Origin of the sequence: Pseudaquabacterium pictum (genome assembly GCF_005403045.1) — a bacterium.
GTDB lineage: Bacteria > Pseudomonadota > Gammaproteobacteria > Burkholderiales > Burkholderiaceae_C > Pseudaquabacterium > Pseudaquabacterium pictum.
Map to the genome: position 1 here is coordinate 104,004 of NZ_BJCL01000015.1, position 23,588 is coordinate 127,591.

At 73.1% G+C, this 23,588-nt stretch carries 10 protein-coding genes; 5 read left to right on the forward strand and 5 right to left on the reverse strand.

Annotation, left to right across the window (positions count from 1 at the left end; translation table 11 throughout):
• Window positions 1-28 precede the first annotated feature (28 nt).
• The 3 genes from FFT10_RS22190 to FFT10_RS22200 form a co-directional block, all read right to left on the reverse strand.
• On the reverse strand, window positions 29-868 hold the full coding sequence (locus tag FFT10_RS22190; protein WP_137735055.1) for a PEP-CTERM sorting domain-containing protein: 840 nt from the start codon (window positions 866-868) through the stop codon (window positions 29-31).
• 113 nt (window positions 869-981) lie between these two features.
• On the reverse strand, window positions 982-2,625 hold the full coding sequence (locus FFT10_RS22195; protein ID WP_137735056.1) for a ShlB/FhaC/HecB family hemolysin secretion/activation protein: 1,644 nt from the start codon (window positions 2,623-2,625) through the stop codon (window positions 982-984).
• Entirely contained in the window at window positions 2,625-16,019 is a 13,395-nt protein-coding gene (locus FFT10_RS22200; RefSeq protein WP_162520882.1) for a leukotoxin LktA family filamentous adhesin, read from the reverse strand. Before FFT10_RS22200 ends, FFT10_RS22195 begins: the two co-directional genes overlap by 1 nt.
• 378 nt (window positions 16,020-16,397) lie before the next feature.
• On the opposite strand from FFT10_RS22200, the gene FFT10_RS22205 reads away from it, so the two are divergent.
• Window positions 16,398-17,270, forward strand: a complete 873-nt coding sequence (locus FFT10_RS22205; protein WP_137735058.1) for a class I SAM-dependent methyltransferase — start codon at window positions 16,398-16,400, stop codon at window positions 17,268-17,270.
• 50 nt (window positions 17,271-17,320) lie between these two features.
• Here the strand turns inward: FFT10_RS22205 and FFT10_RS22210 are convergent, their stop codons facing one another.
• Together FFT10_RS22210 and zwf are read right to left on the reverse strand one after the other, a co-directional pair.
• Window positions 17,321-18,187: a MurR/RpiR family transcriptional regulator gene (locus tag FFT10_RS22210; protein WP_137735059.1), complete on the reverse strand. Its 867-nt coding sequence runs from the start codon at window positions 18,185-18,187 to the stop codon at window positions 17,321-17,323.
• Window positions 18,188-18,196: 9 nt separating this feature from the next.
• Window positions 18,197-19,642, reverse strand: a complete 1,446-nt coding sequence (zwf, locus tag FFT10_RS22215) for a glucose-6-phosphate dehydrogenase (RefSeq protein ID WP_137735060.1) — start codon at window positions 19,640-19,642, stop codon at window positions 18,197-18,199.
• Window positions 19,643-19,832: 190 nt separating this feature from the next.
• Here zwf and tal point away from each other — a divergent pair, with 190 nt between their 5' ends.
• From tal to FFT10_RS22235, 4 genes are all read left to right on the forward strand, one after another.
• On the forward strand, window positions 19,833-20,780 hold the full coding sequence (tal, locus tag FFT10_RS22220) for a transaldolase (RefSeq protein ID WP_137735061.1): 948 nt from the start codon (window positions 19,833-19,835) through the stop codon (window positions 20,778-20,780).
• Between the two features lie 2 nt (window positions 20,781-20,782).
• A complete protein-coding gene (gene pgi / locus FFT10_RS22225; protein ID WP_137735062.1) occupies window positions 20,783-22,387 on the forward strand; it encodes a glucose-6-phosphate isomerase in 1,605 nt (534 codons plus the stop codon).
• A 5-nt stretch (window positions 22,388-22,392) separates the two neighbouring features.
• Window positions 22,393-23,028 (forward strand): HAD family hydrolase, encoded by a 636-nt coding sequence (locus FFT10_RS22230; RefSeq protein WP_137735063.1) that lies wholly within the window; start codon window positions 22,393-22,395, stop codon window positions 23,026-23,028.
• On the forward strand, window positions 23,028-23,588 hold a 561-nt coding region (locus FFT10_RS22235), incomplete at its 3' end, for a thiamine pyrophosphate-binding protein (RefSeq protein WP_373282571.1). The genes FFT10_RS22230 and FFT10_RS22235, both read left to right, overlap by 1 nt.

Genomic DNA, 23,588 nt, shown 5'->3' on the forward strand with positions numbered 1-23,588 from the left:
CCGAGCCGGCCGTGCCGGCAGGCGCACTTCAGCCGGCGCGGTGGCGCACCCGCCGCAGGGCGGCCAGCAGGCCGAGGCCGCCGCACAGCAGCAGCGCGGCCGCCGGCTCGGGCACCGGCGCTGCGCTGGTGGCGAAGCCCGAGGCCGACAGCGTCACGCCCAGGCCCAGGGTCTGGTCTTCGCCGCTGGTGTTGTCCCACTGCAGCACCAGGCTGTCGGCCAGGCTGTCGCTGAACAGTTCCAGGCCGGTGTCGGCCAGCACGCTGAAGGGCGCGGTCAGCGGCATGTCCTGTCCCAGGCCCAGCACCACCACCAGCTGGGCCTGTGCGGTGTCGCAGGACGCGCAGCCGCTGTCGCGGCCATCCACGCTGGCCTGCAGCACGTAGTCCAGCGACAGCCTCAGCCCGCTGCCCGCGCCCAGCACCAGACCGCCCCCGAGCAGGCCGTACCCGCTGCTGGCATTGGCCGAGAAGCTGGCGCCGTCGCCGCTGCTGCCGTGGGCCACCAGGTGCGGCGGTCCGCTTTGCGCTGCGGCGAAGCCGCCAGGCCACACCGTGCGCTGGTCGGCCAGCGTGGCGAAGGCTTGCGACAGGGCCAGCGCGAAGCCGGGGCCCGGTGCGCCGCCGGGCAGGCCGTCGAGCTGCCCGGTGACCAGGGTGCGGCCATCGGCCCACGCAACCTGGGCCTCGAGACCATCGTCGGGGTCCAGGTCGACCAGGGTCAGCGTCAGGTTGCTGACCTGCGCCGAGGCGCTGGCGGCGGCCTGGGCGGTGGCGCCGATGCCCAGGCCGGCGGCCAGCGCGCAGGCGGCCAGGGTCCAGCGGGCGGTGTGTCGGCGCAGGGCCGGCGGGAGGCAGGGCAGGGGCATGGTGTCAACTCCGAACGGTGGTGGCCGTGGTGATGCACGGCCGGGCGAGTGTGGTCGGACGGGAGGCTTGGGGGGCACTGTCCGGAAGTGCTAGTCCCCCGCGCTCCAGGGGGTCACCACTGCAACGAGGCCGTGGCATGCAGCCGCGCGCTGCCGCGATCGGCCTGACCGGGCATGGCGCGCAGCGGCCAGGCCAGCGCCAGGCGCGCGCCGGCCGTGCCCAGTGGCGTGGCCATGTCGCCGGCCAGGCCCAACCCGGCGCCCGCCAGCGTGTGGGCGCCGGTGGCGGTGCTGGTGCGGCCGCCTTCGGCAAACACCGCGCCCTGCAGCCGGCAGGGCGGCGGGCAGACCACCGGCACCGGCAGGGGCCGGCGCCACTCGGCCGCCAGCAGCGCGCCGCGGCGGCCGGCCAGCGCGCCTTCGTCATGGCCGCGCACGCTGGCCGCGCCACCGAGCTGGAAGTCTTCCGAACCCGGCAGGCTGGCCGCATCGGTCCACTGCAGCGCGGCGCGCAGCAGCAGTTGCTGGCCGCCGCCCAGCGGCTGCAGGCGGGCGGCATTGGCACGCAGCAGGCGGTAGCGCTGGTCGCCGCCGGCCTCGCGCAGGCCCTGCACCAGGGCCAGGTCGGCGGTCCAGCTGCCGGTGGCGTCGCTCCAGTCCAGGTCGCTGCGCAGGCTCAGCAGCCGCAGCTGCTGGTGCTGCTGGCGCACACCGCCGACCTCGGTGGCGGCGCTGCGGCCGGCCAGGCGCAGGCCGGCGGTCCATTGGCCCGCAGGCGCCAGCCACAGCCGGCGGGTCAGCGCCAGACCAACTTCGCCGGAGCGGCTCAGCACGTCCAGCGCCGCGAACGGCCCGCGCTGCACGCTGATGCGGCCGGCCGTGGCGCTGGCCTCCAGCAGCCAGTCGGGGCCCAGCGGGCGCTGCCAGGCCAGGCTCAGGCTGGGGCTGGGTGCCGCTCCGGTGGCCAGCAGGCTGGCGCTGAGGCTGTCGCCGGCGGCGCTCAGCAGCGGGATGCGCAGCGCCAGCCCCAGCCGGGCGCGGCCCAGGCTGGGCGCGCCGGCGTTGTCGGTCCACAGCGTCCACTGCCGGGCCGGCGGATCGGCGGGCTGCAGCAGCACATCGGTGGTGCCGGTGCGGTTGCCGGCGGCCAGCGTGGCGGCCAGCTGCACCGCGTTGACGCGGTTGAAGCGCTGCAGCGCATCCTCGATCTGCGGCACCGACAGCAGCGTGCCTTCGGCCAGCTGCAGCTGCGGCAGCACCACGTCGGCAGCCAGGCGGGTGGGGCCCAGGCGCACCTGGCCCAGCCGGGCCTCGACCAGGGTGATGCGCACCACGCCGTCGGTCACGTCCTGCGGCGGCAGCAGGGCGCGGGCGGTGGGCGCACCGGCGGCGGCATACAGCGCGTTGATCGCCTGCACCACCTGCTGCAGCGTGGCCAGCGGCAGCGACCGGCCCTCGTATGGCGCCACCGCGGCGCGCAGCTGCGCGGCGCCCAGGATGGCCGAGGGGCCGGTCTCGATGCGCTGCACCGGCACCAGTGGGCCGCCGGTGGGTGCGGGCGCTGCAGGTTCGGCGGGCGCGGCCACCGGCGGCCGGGCGGGCTGGCGCTGCAGGCGCTCGTCCTCGCGCTGGCGTTCACGCTGCTGGCGCTCCAGTGCCTGCTGGGCGGCGGCATCCGGCAACGCCGGCTGGGCCGTGGCGGCACCAGCCAGCAGGGCGGCCAGCAGCAGCGCCGCGGTGGTGCGTGGCGCGCCCATCAGCGCAGCCCCGCCGGCAGCACGCGGCGGCGGCCGGCCGTGTAGGTGGCGCCTTCGGCGGCCACCGGCGCACTGCCCAGCACCCACAGGTCGCGCAGCGCGTTGGCGGTCAGCCCGCCGGCGGTCGACAGCAGGCCCTGCAGCCGGATGTCGCGGCCGGCCTGCAGCAGCACATCGTCGGTGGCCCGCACGATGCCGGTGAGCGTCAGGTCGCGGCCGGCCAGCACATCGAGCCGGCCGGTCTGCAGCAGGCCGCGCTGCAGCCAGTCGGTGCCGGCATCGAAGCGGGCGCTGCCGACGCTGGTCAGCACGCCGTCCAGACTGATCGCCGCGTCGCTGTCGGCGGCCAGGCTGCCGGCCTGCAGGCGGCCACCCAGTTGCAGCGGCCCGGTGGCCGACAGCTGCACCGCGCCGCCCGCCCCGGTCTGACCGCTGTGGCGCAGCGCGCCGGTGGTCTGCACCTGCAGATCGCCTGTCACGCTGCTGCGGCCGGCCAGGTCGATGTTGCCGCCGGCCGACAGGCCCACGGCCGCGGCGCGCAGTTGGCTGCCGCTGGCCTGCTGCAGCGCGCCGGTGCTGGCCAGGCCGATGCTGCCGGCCGCCTGCAGGCTGCCGCTGAGCAGCAGCGTGCCCACGTCGGCATCCAGCCGCAGCGGGCCGCTGGCCACGACCGCGCTGGCCAGGTCGAGCCGGGCGCCGCTGGCGGCCAGCCAGGCGCCGGTGTCGGCGCTCAGCCGCAGCGGGCCGTCCACCCGCACGGCCAGCGCGTCGCGCGGGCTGGTGGCATCGCCGATGCGGCCGCCGACGGCCAGCGTCAGGCTGCCGGCGCGGATGTTGGTGTCGGCGACCGTCTCGGTGGGCGCCTGCGGCCGCGCCAGGATGGACCCCGTGGTGGCCAGCGTGGCATCGGCCGGGGTGTAGACCTGGTCGATCACCAGAGCCTGCTCGGCCGCCAGCAGCAGGCTGTCGGCGGCGCGGGCCACCAGCAGGCCACCGGTGCGCGGCGCCACCACCAGCGGGTTGCCGGTCTGGCCCAGCGCGCCGGCGCCGGCTTCCACCAGCAGGTGGCCGCCCACCACCGCGGCGCTGCCGGCGGTCTCCTGCAGCAGCGCACCGCGGGCCTTGATGCGCACCTCGCCGCCGCTGCTGGCCACCCGGCCGAGGCGCAGGTCGCCCTCGGCGCCCAGGTGGATGGCACCGCTGGCGCTGGCGCTGACGGCACCGCCGGCCGCCATGGCCAGGTCGATGTCGTCCTTGGGCGTGATCTCCACCTGCGCGCCGACACGGCGGATGTCGCCGCGTTCGGCGGCCAGCAGGGCCAGCTGGGTGTCGGCGTCCAGCGCCTCCCAGTCACGCGGGTTGGCGCTGATGCGCAGCAGGGTGGACGCCCGGCCGATGCCATCGCGCGCCTCCAGCGTGATGCGCTGTCCGCGCACATTGGCCGCTTCCTGCGTCACCTGGGTGTCGGCCGTGTCCTTGAACAGGCCGGCCGAGATGCGCTGGGTGACCTCGTCCTCGCGCCAGCGGCCGCCGCGCGACAGTGCCTGCGCCAGCGCACTGTCGGGTGCCACCTGCACGGTGAAGCCGGGGTTGAAGCTGCTGGCCGGGCCGTTGCCGAACTCGGCCGCGGCCTGGTGGTAGAAGCGGGTGCGTTCGGCGGCAAAGGCGGCCAGCTCGGCATCGCCCCAGCCGTTGGCCGCCTTCAGCTGGGCGGCGGTGGCGGCGTCCAGCTTGTAGGCCCAGCGGCTGTCGTACGCGGCCGCGGTGTAGCCCTTGGACACGCCCTTGGCATCGAATTGTTCGCGGATGCCGCGCAGGTTCCAGTAGTCCAGGTACTGCTGGCGCTTGGCCTGGCTGTACTGCTGCACCGTGGCCTGCACGCTGGCATCGGCCGCGCTGCCGAACAGCCCGGCGCGCTGGGCCACGCCCAGCAGGGCCTCGCGGGTCTCGGGCCGCACGCTCTGCGCCTGGTCCACGTCGACGATGCTGCCGGTGGGTGCGCGCAGCCACACATCGCCGCCGCTGGAGGCCACCCGGCCCAGGCGCAGGTCGCCGGTGCGCTCGGTGATGGCGATGGTGCCGGCGGCGGTGGCGCCGAGGCTGCCTGCGCTGGTCGGCAGGTCGATGCTCAGCGGTGCGGCGGCGCTGCCGATGGCGCCGTTGTCCGAGCGCAGCACCAGCGCGCGTGCCGACAGGTTGCCGGTGCTGCCGTCGGCCCGGGTGATGTCGCCCTCGGTGTGCAGCTGCACCGTGCCCTCGGCGTTGACATCGCCCAGCCGCAACCCGCCCTGCCAGTTGCGCAGCACGGCCGAACCGGTGCTGCGCAGGTCGAGCCGGCCGTTGTCGCGCATCTGCAGCGCCAGCGGGCTGGCCAGGCTGCCCACGCCGCCGTCGCCGATGCGCAGGTCCAGCCGGTCGGCCACGATCTGCGCGCCGCTGGCGCCGGGCGCCGCCGCCAGGCCCTTGGCCTCGATGCGGCTGCTGCCCACCGCGTTGCGCAGGGTGTCGCCCAGCGTCAGCGTGCTGCGGCTGCTGTTGACGGTGAGGGTGCCGCTGTCGGCGCCGGTGAACTGGATGGCCACCGGCCGGCTGGCATGCAGGCTGTGGGTGTAGAAGTTGCGCTCCTTCCAGGTCCAGTCGCGCCGGGTCACGATGTTCTCGTTGGCCCCGCCCACGCCCGAGCGGTAGCGCTCGACGAAGTACTCGTTGGTGTTGCCCATGCCGTCGCGCTCCTTGCGGAAGCTGAAGGCGTAGTCGGCGCTGCGGCGGTCGCGCTCGCTGAGCCAGAAGCCGCTGATGCGCGGGCTGTACACCGCCGGCGGCGAGACCACCACCGTCTGCGTGGGCGCGTTCTTGGCCAGCCAGTCGCCCAGCTCGCCCCAGCTGCAGCTGCCGAAGCAGGTGCGGGTGTAGAGCTGGCTGTAGCTGACCGTGGTGTTCTCGGCGTTGATCCAGTTCAGCCGCCGGCCCAGACGCGGGGTGTAGGTGGCCAGGCGGCCGGTGGCATCGCCGGCCACCGCGCCGGCGGTGGCGCGGTCGTCGTCCTTCGGGTTGGCGTTCTCCTGCGTGCTGACCACCTGGCCGTTGATGCGGCGCAGCGTGGTCACCAGGAAGCGCCCTTGGGCATCGGTGCTGCTGGTGTCGGTGATGCGGATCTGGCCGGCGCTGCCGCTGCCGGTGTCGAGCTGGTTGAGCTTCAGCGGCGCGGCGGTCTCGTTGCTGACGACGATGCGGCCGTGGCCGTCCAGCACCTTCAGCTGACCACCGCCGGTGCTGAAGATGTTGCCGAACAGCTGCAGCTTGCCACCCTCCACCCGGATGTCGCCCAGCTCCAGCTGGCCGCTGGCGGCATCCCAGCGCAGGCGCGGGCGCAGCGCGGCATCCAGGCCGGTGGTGGCGGTGTTGTCCAGCGCCACCCAGGCGCCGCGGGCGGCCTTGGCGGCGTCCAGCGCCTTGTCGTCGATGCGCACCTGCACATCGGCGATGCCGCTCTGGATCAGGCCGTTGAGGTTGAGCTTCTCGCCGCTGATGAAGACGTTGTTGCCGGCGATCACCGCCCCGCCGGGCCGGGCCACGGTGTTGACGGTGCCGCTGCTGGTGACCACCGGGAACAGCAGGGCACTGAATGGGTCCTTGGCGGTGGGGTTGGCCGCGGCGGCGGTGGCCTCGCGGGCATCGGCCACCGGGTCGACCACCAGCGACGGGTCACCCGCACTGTGCGTGTAGCCCAGGCTGAAGGTCTTGATGAAGTCGCCCTGGGTGGCGATGTCCACCGTGCTGGCCGTGACATCGCCCGCCACGGTGACGGTGCCGGTGCTGGCCACCCGCACCGTGCCGCGCGGGTTCAGCAGGTTGCCGTCGACCTGCACCTCGGGCCGCGGCCCGGTGCCGCCCTTGCCGTCGGGCGCGCCGGTGGTGGCGGTGTTGCGCAGCTCGATCAGCGGCGGCGGCGTGGTGCTGCGCTCGGCCAGGTCGGCAAATGCCGCCGTGGCGCCGGGCGCGGCCAGCGGCGCGTTGCGCAGCGTGATGTCGGCATTGCTGCCCACGCGGGCGCCGTTGAAGAGGATCTCGCCGAAGCCCTCGCTGGGGATGCACAGCGCGGCGCTGCAATCGGCCGCCGCGCTGCCGGGCGCCACCCGCAGGAAGCGGGTGGATTCGTTGCGCACGGTGATGCTGGCATCGGCCGGCGCCAGCAGCTCGCCGCTGCCCACCAGCGCGCCGCCGCTGATGCGCAGGTTGCCGCCGCGGGCCGTGGCCGGCGCCAGATCGATGAAGCCGACCTTGGCATCGACGCCCAGCGATTGCCGGCGCGATTCCAGCACCGCGATGTCGGCCTGGAAGCCGGCGGCCACCGCGGGGTTGTCGGCATAGGCCTGCACCAGGCGCTGCAGTTCCTTGATGCGGGTCTCGATCTCGCGGCCCAGCGGCACATCGTCGCGGGTGGAGAAGCGCAGCGCATCGGTCTGCCGCAGCACGCGGCCGTCGGCGCCGATCTCCAGCGCCTGGCGCCAGCGGGTGCCGGCGAACACCGTGCCATCGACCTGCACGCTGCTGCGCGACAGATCGACCTGGCGGCCGCCCTGGGTGTCCAGGCTCAGGTCGCCGTCGAACAGCTGGCCGATGGCCTGCAGTGCCTCGCGGTACAGGTCGGTGCCGCGGCCGAAGCCGCGCAGCGTGGTCTGGCCGGTGCCGGCGGCCAGCGTGGTGTCGCCCACGGTGGCGATGGCGGCGCGCTGGATCTGGGCCTCGCGCAGGTCGGTCGGCACCGCGGTGCCGGCCGGCAGGGCGTAGGGGCGGATGATGATGCGGTTGTCCTGCTCCAGCAGCGCATCGGCATCGGGGATGCCGGGCATGGGCACGGCGGTGCGGTTCCACAGCCGGGTTTCGGCATCGGCACGCAGCACATTGCCGGCGCCGGCTTCCAGCCGCACGTTGGCATCGCTCTCGATGCGGCCGCCGTCCAGCGTGATGCCGTTGGCGGTGGCGATGCGGGCGCTGCTCGATCCCTCGGCCGCGCCGGCCAGGCCGTAGGTCTTGCTCTGCGCCTCGACATCGACCACGCCGCTGGTGGTGGCCTGCAGCAGCACATCGCGGCTGCTGCGCAGCAGGGCGCCGCTGCCGATGCGCACCTGGGCATCGTTGCGGCGGGCGTCGATCACCGAATCGGTGGCCGCCACCGCGATGGCGCCGCCGGTGTCCAGCAGCACGCTGTCGGCCAGGTCCAGCTGGTTGCGGGCGCCGATGGCCAGCACCGCCGGCGCCGTGCCACGGTCGGCCGTGGTGATGCGGGCGCCATCGCCCACCTCGGCGCGGGTGCTGTTCTCCAACGTGGTGCGGGTGCTGCCGGCCGAGCCGGACAGCACGCCACCGCCGGCTGCGCGCACCGCCCAGTCGTCGACGATGGTCTTGGTGGCGGGGCTCAACGCATCCAGCGTGAAGGCGTTCGCCTGCACCAGGGCGCCGGGCGCCAGCTGGGCCTGGGTGTCCTGCACGATGCTGTTGCGCACCTGCGCGCCCGAGAAGCCGGCCACCGCGGCGGTGGTGCTGTCGGCGCTGCCCTGCAGCGTGGTGGCATGGCTGGCGTCGATGTCGACCACGCGGGCGGTCAGCGTGCCGCCCACCGCCGTGCGGGTGGTGGCGCTGGCGGTGTTGCTGACCTTGGCCGCCTGGATCGCGCCCAGGCCGCCGGCACCGGCGGTGGAATCACTGGCCAGCCGGGCCTGGCCGCCGCTGCGCACCGCCACGGTGTCGGCCTGGATGCTGCCGGCGCCCAGCAGGGTGCGGGTGTCGGCCGCCAGCGTGGTGGCCGCGAGGTTGGCGCCGGCCGCGGCGATGCCGGCGTTGATGCCGGTGACGGTGCTGCGGCCATCGGCCGCGCCCACGCTCTCGGCGGTGAAGCCCTGGCCGATGCGCAGGTCATGGCCGCTGCCCATCTGCACCAGGGTGCTGGGCGCCACCCTTGTGCTGGCGCTGGTGGCGCTGGCACCCAGCAGCAGGCCGCCGGAGGCGGCGCTGGCCTCGGCCTCGCCGCTGGCCAGGCGCACCGGTGTGCCGGCTGGCGGCAGGGTGCCGATGGTGGGCTGCGCGGTCTCGGCCCGCAGCGTCAGACTGCCGGCGTTGGCGCGCAGCCGGTCGCCCACCTGCACCCGGGCCTGCGAGGCCACGTCGACGTTGGCGATCGACGCGCCCATGCTGACGCCGGCTGACACAGCCCAGCCCTCGGCATCGGCCAGGGCACGGGGCGTGGTGCGGGCCTGCACCAGCGCCTGGCCGCTGCCCAGGCCCAGGCGCACGTCGTGGCCGACCACCGCCTCCGCCACCATCTGGGTGGCCGCGTCGGCGCCGGCACCGGTGCCGGCGCCGAACAGGCCGCCCGCTGCTGCCAGCACGTCGGCCGTGCTGTCGCTGCGGGCATCGGCGGTCAGCCGAAGGCCGCCGGCATCCACCTGGGTGCCGCTGGCCAGGCGGGCGCTGGCGCGGCTGTCGTCGCGCGCCGTGCCCACCGAGGCGCCCACGCCCACCACGCCGATGCCGGCGCCCACGCCTTCGGCGCGCTGGGCATGGGCCACCTCGGCCTCCACCACCACCGTGCCGCTGGCCTGCACCGTGCCGGCCAGTTCGGCCTCGGCGGTGCCGGCCTGTCGGCTGAAGGCCAGGCTGGCGGCCAGGCCGGCCAGGCCGCCGCCGCCGGCCTGCGCTTCCTGCACGCCGGCCTGGCGGCGCGGGTCGGCGCCTGCCACCGCGGGCAGCAGCGGCTGGTCGTCCAGCGCCTGCACCGTCACCGTGGCGGCCTGGGTCCTGCCGGCCAGCGCCGCGCGGGTGCGGTCTTCGGTGATGGCCACGGCAAAGCCGCCGCCCAGCGAGAAGCCGGCCGACACCGCCACGCCCACGGCCTGGTTGTCGATGGTGTTGCGGGTGTGGCCCTGCACCCGCACGGCGTTGCCGGCCAGCAGGCTGGCGCCGCTGGCCACGCTGGCCTCGGCGCTGCGCGGGGCGGTGGCCAGGCTGGCGGCGCTGGCGTCGAAACCGGCCTGCGGCGACACGCCGGCCCGCGCCGCATCGGCCCGGGCCACCGCGCCACTGGCCCGGCTGCCGCCGCTGTGGCCGATGGCGCTGCCGGTGCTGCCGCCGCGGTTCATCTCCACCGCCTTGGCCACCGAGCGGCTGGCATTGCTGCTGCTGTCGGCATCCGGCGGCGCACCGGCGATGGCCACCGACACCGCGCCGGCGATGCCGCTGGTCAGGCCGGCGCCGCCGGCGATCGCCAGGCTGTCGATGGTGCGCATGGTGTCGGCATCGACCACGATGTCGCGCTGGGCGCGCACCGCACTGCTGCCGTCGATGGCGGCGCGGCTGGCGCTGCGCAGCATCAGCACATCCACTGCCGCACTGGCGCCCACGCCCACCCCCACGCCCAGGCCACCCACCTTGGTGGTGAGGTTGGCGGTGTCGGTGGCGGCCACGGTCACGTCCTGGGTGCTGGCGCCGCTGGTCTGGGTGTTGATGCGGCTGCTGCCGCCGATGCGGGCCTCGGTCTGGCCCTGCAGCAACTGCACATCCACCGTGCCAGCCACGCCCACGCCGCCGGCCAGCGCCGCGGTGGCGCCGTGCACGTCCAGCGTGGTGCCGCTGTCGGCCCGCACCGTGGTGCTGCCGCTGGCATCCAGCCGGCTGTCGGCCACGTCGGCCCGGGTCGTCTGGCCGTTCAGGCCCACGGTGGCGGTGATGCCGAAGCCGGCGGCGCCCACGCTCAGCGCGCCGGCGGCGGTGTCCAGGTCGGTGCGGCTGTCGGCGCGCACGCCGATGCCGTCGGACCCGGCGTCGAGCTGGGCGTTGCGCACCAGCGCCTGGGTGCTGCCTTCGCCCAGCACCAGGCCCAGCGAGCCGGCCAGGCCGACGATGCCGCCGCCCACGCCCACCACCGCCTGGCCGATCTCGCGGGTGGACAGGGCGCGCACGGTCAGCGCATCGCGCGCGGCCAGCGCCGCGTTGTCCACCGTGGTGGTGGTGGCATGGCGGACGATGGCGGTGTCGGCCGCGCCGCCGACGCCGGCGGTCACGCCCACCGCGCCGGCGCCGGTGCCCGAGAACACCTGGCCATGGTGCTGCGCCGCCACCAGGCCGCGCTGGGCGCCGTCGCCGGTGTGGCGGCGGTTCAGTGCCGCGCCGCCGTCCACCGTGGCGCTGGTGCTGCCGCCCAGCATGGCCACCGTCACCGTGCCGGCCACGCCGGCGGTGCCGCCGGCGCTGGCGCTGATGGCGATGTTCTCCACGCCGGCGGTGCTGGCGGCCAGCACCGCGGCGCCGCGCAGCGTCTCGGTCTGCTGGCGGTCGGCCAGCGGGTTGTCGCTGGGCAGCTGGGTGGCGCTGCTGCGGGGGCTGAGCGTGCCGCTGGGCAGGCGCAGGGTCGAGGCGCTGTCCAGCGCCTGGCCTTCCAGCAGGGTGCCGGTGCCGCGCAGCGTGGCGGCCGTGGTGGCGGTGATGTCGTTGAGCGCGATGGCGCCGCTGCCGCCGATGCTGCCGCCCAGGGCCACCGAGCCGGCGCGGGCGCGGATGCTGTCGTCGGCATCGGCCAGCAGCAGGGCATTGTTGCGGGCCTGCAGTCGGGCGCCGCCGTCCACCGTGGCGCTGGTGGCGCCGCCGGCGAAGTTGATGCCGATGGAGCCGGCCAGACCGATGCTGCCGCCGATGCTGCCGGCGATGGACCACACCTCCAGATCGCTGCTGCGCAGCGCGGTCACCGCGATGTCGGCCGCGCTGATGCTGCCGCCGGACACGCTGGCGCGGCTGGCGTTGTCGGCCTCGTTGTAGGACGCGGCGGCGCCGATGGCGGCATTGCCGGCCGCGCTGGCCGCGCCGGTGACCGAGAAGATGCCGGCCGCATCCAGCGCCGAGACGGTGGCCGTGCCGCCCGCCGTGATGGAGCTGCCAGTGGCGGTGGCGCTGGTGTCGGTGCCGATGCGGTTGATGCCCAGCGAGCCGGTGATGCCCGCGCCGCTGGCACCGGCCGCGCCGGCGGCCACCACGTCGATGGTCGACAGCTGCCGCGCCTGCAGCGCCAGGCTGCCGGTGCCGAGGCTGCTGCGGTCGGCCTCGGCGCGGGTGCGGCTGCCGATGTCGTTGTAGGCCGCGGAGATGCCGATGCCGGCACTGCCGCCGGAGATGGCGCCGCTGCCGGCGATGGACAGGATGTCGCTGTCGTCGCGCGCCTGGGCGCTGGCCGCGCCGGTGGTGGTCACCGTGCTCTGCTGCACCCGGGCGGCGGTGTCGTTGTCGATGGTGTTGATGCTGACCGCGCCGCTGCCGCTCAAGCCGCTGCTGACGGCCAGCGCCGCCGCGGCGGCGGTGATGTCGTTGCCACCCTCGGCCTGCAGGTCCAGCGCCTGGGCGTTGACGCTGCTGCGCAGCAGCGTGGCCTCGGTGGTGTTGGCCAGCTCGGTGAGGCCCAGCGCGGCGCCGAAGCCGGCCTTGCCGCTGAAGCTGGCCGCACCGGCGATGCTGCGCACGCTGCTGCTGTCGTCGGCCAGCAGGCGCACCGTGCCGTCGCTGCCCAGCTGCGCATCCACCGCGCTGGCGCGGGTGGTGTTCTCCACCGTGCTGTAGCTCACCGTGCCGGCCACGCCCAGCTTGCCGCCGGCATTGGCGCCGGCGGCAATGGACCACATCGCATTGCTGTTCAGCGCCTGGGCGCTGATGCCGGCGCCGGCCTGCACCTGGCTGCGCGCCAGCACCGCTTGCGTGTCCTTGGCCAGCTGGTTCCAGGTGAAGGCGCCGGCCAGGCCCGCGGTCTTGTTGACGGCGATCGACAGCGCGCCGGCGCCGGCCAGGGTCAGCGTGGGGTTGCTGGCGGTCAGGCCCACGCCGGGCAGCAGCACGGCGGCGCGCCAGGTCTCGCCGTCGCTGGCCAGGTCGTAGCGCAGCACGCCGGGCAGGCTGCCCTGGGCCTGCACCTGGCTGAAATCACTGACACGGGCCTCGGTGGTGTCGGTGATGGTGTTCACCGCCACCGCGGCGGAGATGCCGATGCCCGAGCTGCCCTGGCTGCCGCTGTCGCTGCCGGCCTTCTTGCTGCCGTCGCCGCCGGGGCCGTCGCTGGTCTTGCCGCTGTCCGGCCCGCTGCCGGCCACCGCGAAGGCACCCTGGGTGCCGCCATTGCGGGCCTGCACCGCCAGGTTGCCGCGGCTGCTGAGCTGGCCACCGCCAGGCGCGGCGGCGCCGACCAGGCCGGCGCCGTTGCCGGCGATCGCCCGGGTTTCCCGGCTGGCCTGGTTCACCGCCGCCGAAGCACCGATGCCCACCGAGCCCGCCCGCGCCACACCGCCGGCGATGTTGACCAGCAGGCTGTCGTCATCGGCCAGCACCAGCACCTGGCCGGCGTCCACCGTGCTGCCGGCGGACAGCCGGGCCTCGGTGGCCGTCTCGCCCATGTGGATGGAGAAGGCGCCGTTGACGCTGACCTTGCCAGCCTTGCCGGCGTTCTCGGTGATGGTGACCTGGTCGAAGGCGGTGCGCGCGGCCACCGCCAGGTCGTCGGCACGCAGGCTGGCGCCGGGCGCCACCACCGCCTGGGCGCCGCCCGACTGCATGACCTGCAGGTACGACAGACCCACGCCCACCTGGCCGCTGCCGGTGTTGCTGGACAGCAGCGAGCCGTCGATCTCCGGCACGCCGGCCAGGTGCAGCATGCCGTGGGTGGCGCTGGCGGCCACGCGCACATCCTGCGCGGCGTTGGCGGCGCCGTTGCCGGGGTTGATCTGCGCCGCGCCGATGCGGGCGGTGGCACGGTGGTCCAGGTCGAACCAGGTGGCCGCGCCGCTGAGCGACAACCGCTCGCTCTCCACCGCGTTCTGCACCCAGGTGTTGCCGCTGAAGGTGTCCTTCAGGAACTCCGACACCGTCTCGCCGAGGTCGGCCGCCGCGTCGGCGCCGGTCCAGTTCAGGTTGTACAGGCCGGTGAAGAACTGCTGGTAGCCGTTCCAGCCCGGCACCAGGCGGCTGGTGGCCCGCACATCCAGCGCACCGGCGCTCTGCACCACCGCGCCATCACCGATGGTGGCGCTGGTGGCGTGGTCGAAAAACACCAGGTTCAGCGAGCCCGACAGCGCCAGGTCCTTCTTCGCCGGCTCGCCGGCGCCTGGCTCGTTGCCCAGGTCCCGCTCGTCCACCGCGGCCGAGGCGCGGAAGACCGGCGTGTCGGTGGCGCTGGCCAGCACGCTGGTGGCGCCCTGGCTGGTGACGCGGGCACCGGCGGCGATGCCGGCGGACACGCTGTTGCCGATCTCGGCATAGCTCAGGCTGGCCGACAGGCCGAGCTTCTGCTGGTTGCCGCTGCGGCTGTCGGTCTGCGGCAGCTTGCTGCCCATCCAGCTGGTCAGTGCCTCCAGCACCGACCCGTCCAGCGTGCGGGCGCTGCTCACCGCCTCGTGCACGCTCTGCGCCTTGCCGCCTGAGCCGGCGGCGGCTTGCACTTCGCTGCTGGCATCGGCCAGCGTGCTGGCCACGTGGATGCGGTTGGCCGAGGCCATGCCGCCCAGCGTGGCCTCGTAGGTGGTCTGGCTCAGGCCCACGGCGATGCCGGCGGACACCATGCCGTCGCCGAAGCTGCCGCCGCTGGCGGCCACGCCGAAGCGCTTCTCGCCGCCGGTCTCCAGCGTCAGCACCTGGCCGGCGCCCAGCACCGCCTGGCTGCCGCTGGCCACCCGGGCGGTGGTGCTGGCCACGCCCACCGCCACTGCCGCATTGGCGTAGCCGGTGGGGTTGCTGGCGTTGTTGCTGGTGCTGCCGATGTTGGTGGTGCCCACCTCCACGCTGACGGTGTTGTCGGCGGTGGCGCGCAGCGTCAGATCCCGGGCGGCCAGCACGGTGGCGCGGCCCACCTGCACCTGGGCATCGGCGGTGGCCTGGCCGTAGCCGAAGCCCAGGATGGTGCTGCGCACGTTCATGCCGGCGTAGGCAGTGGCTTCGGCCTGCAGCGTGGCGTCGCCCTGGGTGGCCTGCAGCAGGCTGCCGCCATCCAGCGTGATGCGGGCCTGGGCCTTGGACAGCGTGACATCGGCCACCAGGCGCAGGCCAGTGACGAAGTCGACCAGGCTGCCCCCCAGTTCCTCGAACAGCGTGGGGTCGGTGGCCTCCTGCGCGTCGGTGAAGACATAGCGGTCGCTGGCGCTGGCCTTCAGTGCCACGCCGGCGCCCTTGACGGTGCTGGCTTGCAGGGTGATGGCGGCGGTCTGGTCCTCGCTGCTGCCGAACACCGGCCGGGCGGCATCGTCGCTGGCGGTCAGGGTGATCTGGCCACCGCCGGTGGCGCCGCCGCCATGGGCCAGCAGGGCGCTGCCGGCCTGCAGCGTGATGCGCGGCGCGGTCAGCGTGAGGCTGCCCGACAGGCCGGTGGATTCGGCGCTGTCATGGGCTGCCGCCAGCGGCGTGCCGGCGGCAGGCGGGGCGATGCGGCGGGTGCTGAGCAGGGTGTCCTGCAGGGTGATGGCATCGGCGGCCGTCACTTGCGCCGGCGCGCCCTGGGTGGTGATGCGGGTGCCGGCGGCGAAGTCGACGCTGCCGCCCGTGCTCTCGATCTCCAGGCTGGCGCTGCCGTCGGGGCTGGCGGCGGCGGCCAGGCGGCCGGCCAGCGCCACATCCTGGCTGCCGGTGATGCGGATGCGGCCGCCGGCAGTGCTGACGCCGGCGGCGCTGTCCAGTCCCGCCACGTTCACCAGCGCGGCGAAGGCGGCCGCGCCCTCAGGCCCGGCCGCCAGGGTGGCGGTGGTGCCGGTGGCCACGCTGGCGGCGCGCAGGGCCAGGCCGTCGGTGGCGTTCAGCCGGCCGTCCACCCGCACCAGGCCGCTGGCGCTCAGGGGGTAGCTGCCGCTGGTGGCGGCCAACGTGGCGGCGGCATCGATGCGGCCGCTGCCGTCCATCAGCTGGCCCAGGAAACTGGCGCTGGGCGCGGCCAGCGTCAGGCTGCCGGCATTGAGCACGCCGCCGGCGCCCACCACGAAGCCGTTGCTGTTGAAGAAGAACACATGGCCACCGATGCGGCCGTCCTTGTAGGCATTGACCCAGCCGTCGATCTGCGAGCGGGCGCCGCCCACCAGGTTGATCAGGTGGCTGCTGCCGCCGGGCAGCAGCAGGTTGACCTGCTGGCCGCTGCCCACGTCGAAGCGGCTGAAGCTGTTGAAGGCGTTGGCACCGCGCACCGTGCCGGTCTGCACCGTGGCCAGGTTGCCGCTGGTCTGCACCGTGGTGGCGGTGCGGCCGTCGGGCACCACGCCCAGCACCTGGGCCATGGCGGGCGGCAGGCCCACCAGCAGCAACAGGCCGGCGGCATTGGCGCGGGCGCAGCGCAGCAGCACGGCACGGTACTGGCGGTTCAGGTATCCACAGGCGGCAGCGGTCATGGCAGATCCAGGTTCGACAACACCCGCATCTGCGGGCCGCGCGAACTGTGGTCTGCCGGCCGCGGGGCGGCCATCGGACAGAGGTGCTAGTACCCCCCAGGGATGGGTGGGTTGGACGCCGCGGTGTCCCTTCGGCGGGGGAACTTCAGGCGCTGCCGTGCGCGGTGCGGCGTCGCGTCTGGCGCACAGGCGGTCATGGATGTTGCCCGGCTGGCATGGACACCGTACCCTTTGGGTTGGCGGTCTTCCCGGTGGCCAGGCGGTCGCCGCCATGGCCGACGGAGAACTTCCAGCGGATGAGCGGCCCGGTCGATGCAGGACCAAGACCGACTGGCCGGTTTCAAGAAGCACCAACTTGGCCGATGACGAGAACCCACGATGAATTTCAGAGCCAGTGTCTGCGCGTCTCTCAGCAAGCGCCTGCTGCCGCCGCCGATGAAGCGCACGGTGGACTACCAGGCCTATGTCGGCTGGCGCGATGAATCGCTGTCACGCAGTTGGAGCTCGTTCTCCGATGCGCACATCGCCGGCAAGGACGTGCTCGATTTTGGCTGCGGCGATGGCTCGCTGAGCTTCTTCCTCGCAGCCGACAAGCAGCCGCGGAGCATCCTCGGCGTGGACATCAACGCCGCCGGCATCGCCAGGGCCAAGGGCCGGCTTGCCGAGTTCGCGCTGCCCGCGGGCGTGCGTCTGGACTTCAAGCTCGGCTCCACCGACGGGCTGCCGGTCGCCGAGCAGTCGGTCGACACGCTGGTGGCCTTCGACTGCCTGGAGCACGTGATGTCGCCGCTGCCGATCTTCCAGGATTGGTACCGCGTGCTGCGACCTGGCGGGCGCTGTCTGATCGAATGGTTCCCGTACAAGGGCCCGTGGGGACCGCACATGGAATCCCTGATACCGATTCCGTGGGCGCATGTGATCTTTGGCCAGGAAGCCATGCTGCGCGCCGCCGAGCACGTCTACGACTCGCCGCAGTTCGTGCCCCGGCACTGGGATCTGGACGAGAACGGCCACAAGAAACCGAACAAGTGGAAGGCCTGGTCGTCGTTCAAGGAGCAGGGCTACATCAACGAGCTCGACATGCGCGGCTTCGAGGTGCTGGTGCGGCAGTCAGGATTGCGGATCGACCGCTTCGACAAGCGTTCCTTCTCCGGATCGCCGCTGCGCCAGAAGCTGGGCCATGCGCTGATGCAGATGCCCGTCGTCGGCGAGTACTTCCTGTCCTACGCGGTCATCGAACTGGTGCGGTGAAGCCGGCGTGTCGTGCATGTTGTCCGGCCTGACCGACCTGGCGGGGCGCTTCAGCCCGGTGCCGCATAGCGCTTGGCGCGCAGGTTGCGCTTGATCTCCTGCATCATCGGCCGCAGCGCCGGGCCCAGGCGCAGGGCGACGCCGGTGGTCAGGATGTCGATGATGGTCAGGTGCAGCAGGCGCGAGACCATCGGGCTGTAGCGGTCGAAGTCTTCCGGATGGTCGGCGGCCAGCAGCACCTGGCCGTTGCCCTGCGCCAGCTGGGCCAGCGGGCTGCCGCTGGCGGTGATGACGATCACCGTGGCGCCCTTGCGGCGGGCGATGTCGGCGGCGTCGATCAGGTCGCGGCTGCGGCCGGAATTGCTGATCACCACCGCGCAGTCGCCCGGCCCCAGCATGGTGGCGGCCATCACCTGCACATGGCCGTCGCTCACCGCGGTGGCATGCACGCCCAGGCGGAAGAACTTGTGCTGCGCATCCTGCGCCACGATGCCGGAGTTGCCGACGCCGTAGAACTCGATGCGCTTGCCGGCCTGGCCGGCGGCGGTCAGCGCCGTCAGCGCCTGCTCGAAGGCATGGCCGGCGGCGTTGTTGCGGTACTTCAGCATCGCCGCCACCGCGTTGTCGATCACCTTGACGATCAGGTCGCCGGGCTTGTCGTCCTCGTCGACGGCGCGGTGCACGAAGGGCACACCCTCGTTGACCGTGCCGGCCAGCTTCAGCTTGAAATCGGCCAAGCCGTCGTAGCCCACGCTGCGGCAGAAGCGCACCACCGTGGGCTTGCTGACATGCGCACGGTCGGCCAGCTCGCTGACCGGCAGCGTGGCGAAGCTGCGCGGATCGGCCAGCAGCAGCTTGGCCACGCGTTGCTCGGCCGGCGGCAGGGCAGGGATGGAAGCCTTGATCCGGTCAAGCATCGTGTTGTCTCACTGTTCTTCGTCCCAGGTGCAGCCGTCCCGGGCCACCATGGCACTGGATGCCGGCGGGCCCCAGGTGCCGGCAGCATACGGCCGCGGGCCGTTGGGGTCGGCTTCCCAGGCCTTGAGGATCGGCTCCACCCAGCGCCAGGCCTGCTCCTGCTCGTCGCTGCGCACGAACAGGTTCAGCCGGCCGGCGATGGCGTCCATCAGCAGGCGCTCGTAGGCGCCCACCCGCTCGCTGGCAAAGGCCTTGTCGAAGTCCAGGTCCAGGCTCACCGGCGCCAGCAGCTCACCCTGGGCACTGCCCTTGGCCGCCAGCAGGTGCAGCTCCAGTCCGTCCTCGGGCTGCAGCTTGATCACCAGCTTGTTGGCCCGCGCCGAGCCCGGAAAGATCGGGTGCGGCACCTCGCGGAAGTTGACGACGATCTGTGCATGCCGGCCGGCCAGGCGCTTGCCGGTGCGCAGGTAGAACGGCACGCCGGCCCAGCGCCAGTTCTGCACCTCGGTGCGCAGCGCCACGAAGGTCTCGCAGTGGCTGCCGGCGGGCACCTTCACCTCGTCCAGGTAGCCGCACACCGCCTCGCCACCGACGGTGCCGGCCTTGTACTGGCCACGCACCACGTCGCGCGCCACGCTCTCGGGCGTGAAGGGTTTCAGCGAGCGCAGCACCTTGAGCTTCTCGTCGCGGATGGCGTCGGCGTCATTCGTGGACGGCGGCTCCATCGCGATCATCGTCAGCAACTGCAGCGCATGGTTCTGGATCATGTCGCGCAGCGCGCCGGTGGTGTCGTAGTAGTCGCCGCGGGTGCCCACACCCAGGCCTTCGGCCAGCGTGATCTGGATGTTGGCGATGCTCTCGCGGCGCCACAGCGGCTCGAACAGCGCATTGCCGAAGCGCAGCGCCATCAGGTTCTGCACCGCCGGCTTGCCCAGGTAGTGGTCGATGCGGAAGGCCTGCTGCTCGGCAAACGCCGCCCGCACCACCCGGTTGATCTCCTGCGCGCTGGCCAGGTCGTGGCCCAGCGGCTTTTCGAGCACCACCCGCACCTTGGGGCCGTTCAGCCCGGCGGCACCCAGCTGCGCGCAGACCACCGGGAACAGGTAGGGGCTGGTGGCCAGGTACAGCACGGCGGTGTCGGCGCCGCGGGCATCGATCCACTGCTTCAGCCCGGCATAGTGCTCGGGTTGGGACAGGTCCATGCGGCGGTAGTGCAGCAGTTCGGCGAAGCGGGCGAACTCCTCGTCGCTGGGGCGCTTGGCGCTGTCCACCTCGGGGAAGCGCTCGCGGATGAACTGGCGGTACTCGGCATCGCTGCGTTCATCCCGCGCCACCGCCAGGATGCGCCCGCCCGGCGGCAGCTTGCCGTGCCGGAAGGCCTGGAACAGCGCCGGCATCAGCTTGCGCCAGGTGAGATCGCCGGTGCCGCCGAAGAAGACGAGGTCGAAAGACATGGACAGTTCCTGCGCAGGTGCCGGCCGTATAGCGGCCGCTGGAGTGGTAACTAAATTACGGGCAGAATGATGCAGCAGTTTCTTGGGTGGGTCAATCCGCGCCGGCTGGTGCAGCACTTGCATGGCCGCTCGCGGCCCGCCCGTGCCGCGATCGCGGTTTAATTCCGCCCGTCTCCAGGAGCAGCCCACCATGCACCAGCTCGACCAGCTCAAGCAATTCACCACCGTTGTTGCCGACACCGGCAACTTCAAGCAACTGGCGCAGTTCGCGCCGCGTGATGCCACCACCAACCCCAGCCTGATCCTGAAGGCGGTGCAGCAGCCCGACTACGCGCCGCTGCTGGCGCGCACCGTGGCCGCCCACCGCGGCCAGCCGCTGGACGCAGTGGTCGACCAGGTGCTGGTGGCCTTCGGCCTGGAGATCCTGCAGGTGGTGCCCGGCCGGGTGTCGACCGAGGTGGATGCACGGCTGAGCTTCGACACCACCGCCACGCTGGCCCGGGCGCGCCGGCTGATCACGCTGTACGAGGCCGCCGGTATCGGTCGCGACCGGGTGCTGATCAAGATCGCCGCCACCTGGGAGGGCATCCAGGCTGCCAAGGTGCTGGAGGCCGAAGGCATCCACTGCAACCTGACGCTGCTGTTTGCCTTCTGCCAGGCCGTGGCCTGCGGCGACGCCGGCGTGCGGCTGATCAGCCCCTTCGTCGGCCGCATCTACGACTGGTACAAGAAGCAGGCCGGCGCCAGCTGGGACGAAGCTGCCCGCGCTGGCGCCAACGATCCCGGCGTGTTGTCGGTCGAGCGCATCTACACCCACTACAAGCGCTTCGGCATCCACACCGAGGTGATGGGCGCCAGCTTCCGCAACGTGGGCCAGATCACCGCGCTGGCCGGCTGCGACCTGCTGACCATCAGCCCCGAACTGCTGGCGCAACTGCAAGCCAGCGAGGCCCCACTGCAGCGCCGGCTGGACCCGGCCGTGGCCGCCCGGGCCGACCTGCCGGCGGTGCACTTCGACGAGCCCGGCTTCCGCTTCGCGCTGAACGACGACGCGATGGCCACCGAGAAGCTGGCCGAGGGCATCCGGGCCTTCGCGGTCGATTCGGCCAAGCTCGACGCCATCATCCAGGGGCTGTGACCATGGAGTTCCCGCGCTGCGACACCACCGTGGCCTGGGCCGCGCTGCAGGGCCACTTCGCCGCCCATGGCCGTGATCTCGACCTGCGCGAGGCCTTCAACCGCGACCCCGGCCGCTTCGACAGCTTGAGCCTGCAGGCGCCCGGCGTGTTCGCCGACCTGTCGAAGAACCTGTGGGACCTGAAGACCCGCAAGCTGCTGACCGAGCTGGCGCAGGAATGCGGCCTGGAAGCCCGGCGTGATGCGATGCTGGCCGGTGCGCCCATCAATACCACCGAGGGCCGGGCGGTGCTGCACACCGCGCTGCGGGCACCGCGTGGCACCGCGCCGTTCAGCGATGAAGTGCATGGCGTGCTCGACCGCCTGTTCGACTTCGCCGAGCAGGTGCGCGACACCGGCAGCTCGGGCATTCGCCATGTGGTGAACATCGGCATCGGCGGCAGCGATCTCGGCCCGCAGATGGTGGTGCCGGCACTCGATGCCTGGGCCCACCCCGGCATCACCATGCACTTCGTCAGCAATGTCGACGGGCATGACATCACGCCGGTGCTGCGCAGGCTGCGGCCCGACAACACGCTGTTCATCATCGCCAGCAAGACCTTCACCACGCAGGAGACCATGGCCAACGCGGCGGTGGCGCGGCAGTGGTTTCTGGACCAGGGCGGCACCGACATCGACCGCCACTTCGTCGGCGCCACCACCAACCTGACCGCCGCGGCCGAGTTCGGCATCCACATCACCTTTGGCTTCTGGGATTGGGTGGGCGGCCGCTACTCGCTGTGGAGCGCGATCGGTCTGCCGATCGCCATCGCCGTGGGCAGCGAGCATTTCCGTGCGCTGCTGGCCGGCGCGCATGCGATGGACCGGCACTTTGCCGAGGCGCCGCTGAAATCCAACCTGCCGGTGCAGCTGGGCCTGCTGGATGTCTGGTACCGCAACTTCCACCGCTTCAGCAGCCGCAGCGTGGCGCCCTACCACCAGGGTCTGAAGCGCCTGCCGGCCTACCTGCAGCAGCTGGAGATGGAAAGCAACGGCAAGTGCGTCGATCTCGACGGCGAGCCGCTGCCCTTCGGCACCAGCCCGGTGGTGTGGGGCGAGCCGGGCACCAACGGCCAGCATGCCTATTTCCAGATGCTGCACCAGGGCACCGACGTGGTCCCGGTGGAGTTCATCGCCGTCAAGCACCCCACCCACCCCCATGCCGACCTGCATGCCAAGGCCCTGGCCAACTGCCTGGCGCAGAGCCAGGCGCTGATGCTGGGCAAGACCACCGAGGCCGCGCTGGGCGAGGCGGCGCCCACCGCGTCGGCCAGCCTGGGCAAGCTGACGGTGGCGCGCCACCGCACCTTTCCCGGCAACCGGCCCAGCACCACGCTGCTGCTGGACACGCTGACGCCGCACACCCTGGGCGCGCTGATCGCGCTGTACGAGCACCGGGTGTTCACCAGCGGCGCGCTCTGGGGCCTCAACAGCTTCGACCAGTGGGGCGTGGAGCTGGGCAAGGCGCTGGCCAGCCAGCTGCTGCCGCGGTTGACGGCGAGCGGCGCGGCCGACACCCGCGGGCTGGATGCATCGACCGCCGGGCTGCTGGCCCGGTTGAAGGATTGATGGCCATGGCGCGGCTGCCCACCGTCGTGTTCGACTTCGCCGGCGTGGTGTTCCATTGGCAGCCCATGCAGCTGCTGCAGCGTGTGATTCCGCAGCAGGCCACCGATCCGGACAGCGCCCGCCACTGGATGCAGCAGATCTTCCAGGGCTACGAAGGTGACTGGGCCGCGTTCGACCGTGGCACGCTGGAGCCGGATGCGCTGGTGCAGCGCATTGCCCGCCGCACCGGGCTGCCCGCTGCCGATGCGCAAGCTGTGGTCGACGCCGTGCCGTTGGACTTTGCGCCCCTGCCCGGCACCGTGTCGCTGATCGACGACCTGCATGCTGCCGGCCACCCGCTGTACTTCCTGTCGAACATGCCGGCGCCGTATGCCGACCATCTGGAGCGCACCCACGGCTTCCTGCAGCGGTTCAGCGACGGCATCTTTTCGGCCCGGGTGCGGTTGATCAAGCCCGAGCGCGCCATCTTCGACCTGGCGGCGCAGCGCTTCGGCGTGCCGCCGGCCGACCTGCTGTTCTTCGACGATGTGGTCGCCAATGTGGCGGCGGCGCAGCAGGCCGGCTGGCAGGCTGCCCACTTCACCGATGCAGCGGCCGCCCGCGCGCTGCTGCAGGCCCGGGGGTTCGCCCTGGACCGGTGATGCCACCGACCAGGAGACCCGCCTTGACCACACCCAGCACGCCGCAGAACGGCGCCGAAAGCCTCGTCACCACCCTGGCCGCCAGCGGCGTGGGGCTGTGCTTCGCCAACCCCGGCACCTCGGAGATGCACTTCGTCGCTGCGCTCGACCGCATCCCCGGCGTGCGCTGCGTGCTGGGGCTGTTCGAAGGCGTGGTCACCGGCGCGGCCGATGGCTACTACCGCATGGCCGGCACGCCGGCGGCCACGCTGCTGCACCTGGGCCCGGGCCTGGGCAATGGCCTGGCCAACCTGCACAACGCGCGCAAGGCCCGCTCGGGCATCGTCAACATCGTCGGCGACCATGCCACCGACCATGTGCGGCATGAATCGCCGCTGAAGAGCGAGGCCGAAGCCATCGCCCGCAGCATGTCGCACTGGGTGCGCAGCAGCGCCAGCGCGGCCGATGTCGGCGCCGATGGCGCCGCCGCGGTGCAGGCCGCGCGCGACGGCGCCGAGGGCCGCATCGCCACGCTGCTGCTGCCGGCCGACACCGCCTGGGGCGACGGCGGCCGGGCGGCG

Coding starts and splice junctions, on each gene's coding strand:
- FFT10_RS22190 (WP_137735055.1), bottom strand. CDS start 868: ATGCCCCTGCCCTGCCTCCCGCCGGCCCTGCGCCGACACACCGCCCGC.
- FFT10_RS22195 (WP_137735056.1), bottom strand. CDS start 2,625: ATGGGCGCGCCACGCACCACCGCGGCGCTGCTGCTGGCCGCCCTGCTG.
- FFT10_RS22200 (WP_162520882.1), bottom strand. CDS start 16,019: ATGACCGCTGCCGCCTGTGGATACCTGAACCGCCAGTACCGTGCCGTG.
- FFT10_RS22205 (WP_137735058.1), top strand. CDS start 16,398: ATGAATTTCAGAGCCAGTGTCTGCGCGTCTCTCAGCAAGCGCCTGCTG.
- FFT10_RS22210 (WP_137735059.1), bottom strand. CDS start 18,187: ATGCTTGACCGGATCAAGGCTTCCATCCCTGCCCTGCCGCCGGCCGAG.
- zwf (WP_137735060.1), bottom strand. CDS start 19,642: ATGTCTTTCGACCTCGTCTTCTTCGGCGGCACCGGCGATCTCACCTGG.
- tal (WP_137735061.1), top strand. CDS start 19,833: ATGCACCAGCTCGACCAGCTCAAGCAATTCACCACCGTTGTTGCCGAC.
- pgi (WP_137735062.1), top strand. CDS start 20,783: ATGGAGTTCCCGCGCTGCGACACCACCGTGGCCTGGGCCGCGCTGCAG.
- FFT10_RS22230 (WP_137735063.1), top strand. CDS start 22,393: ATGGCGCGGCTGCCCACCGTCGTGTTCGACTTCGCCGGCGTGGTGTTC.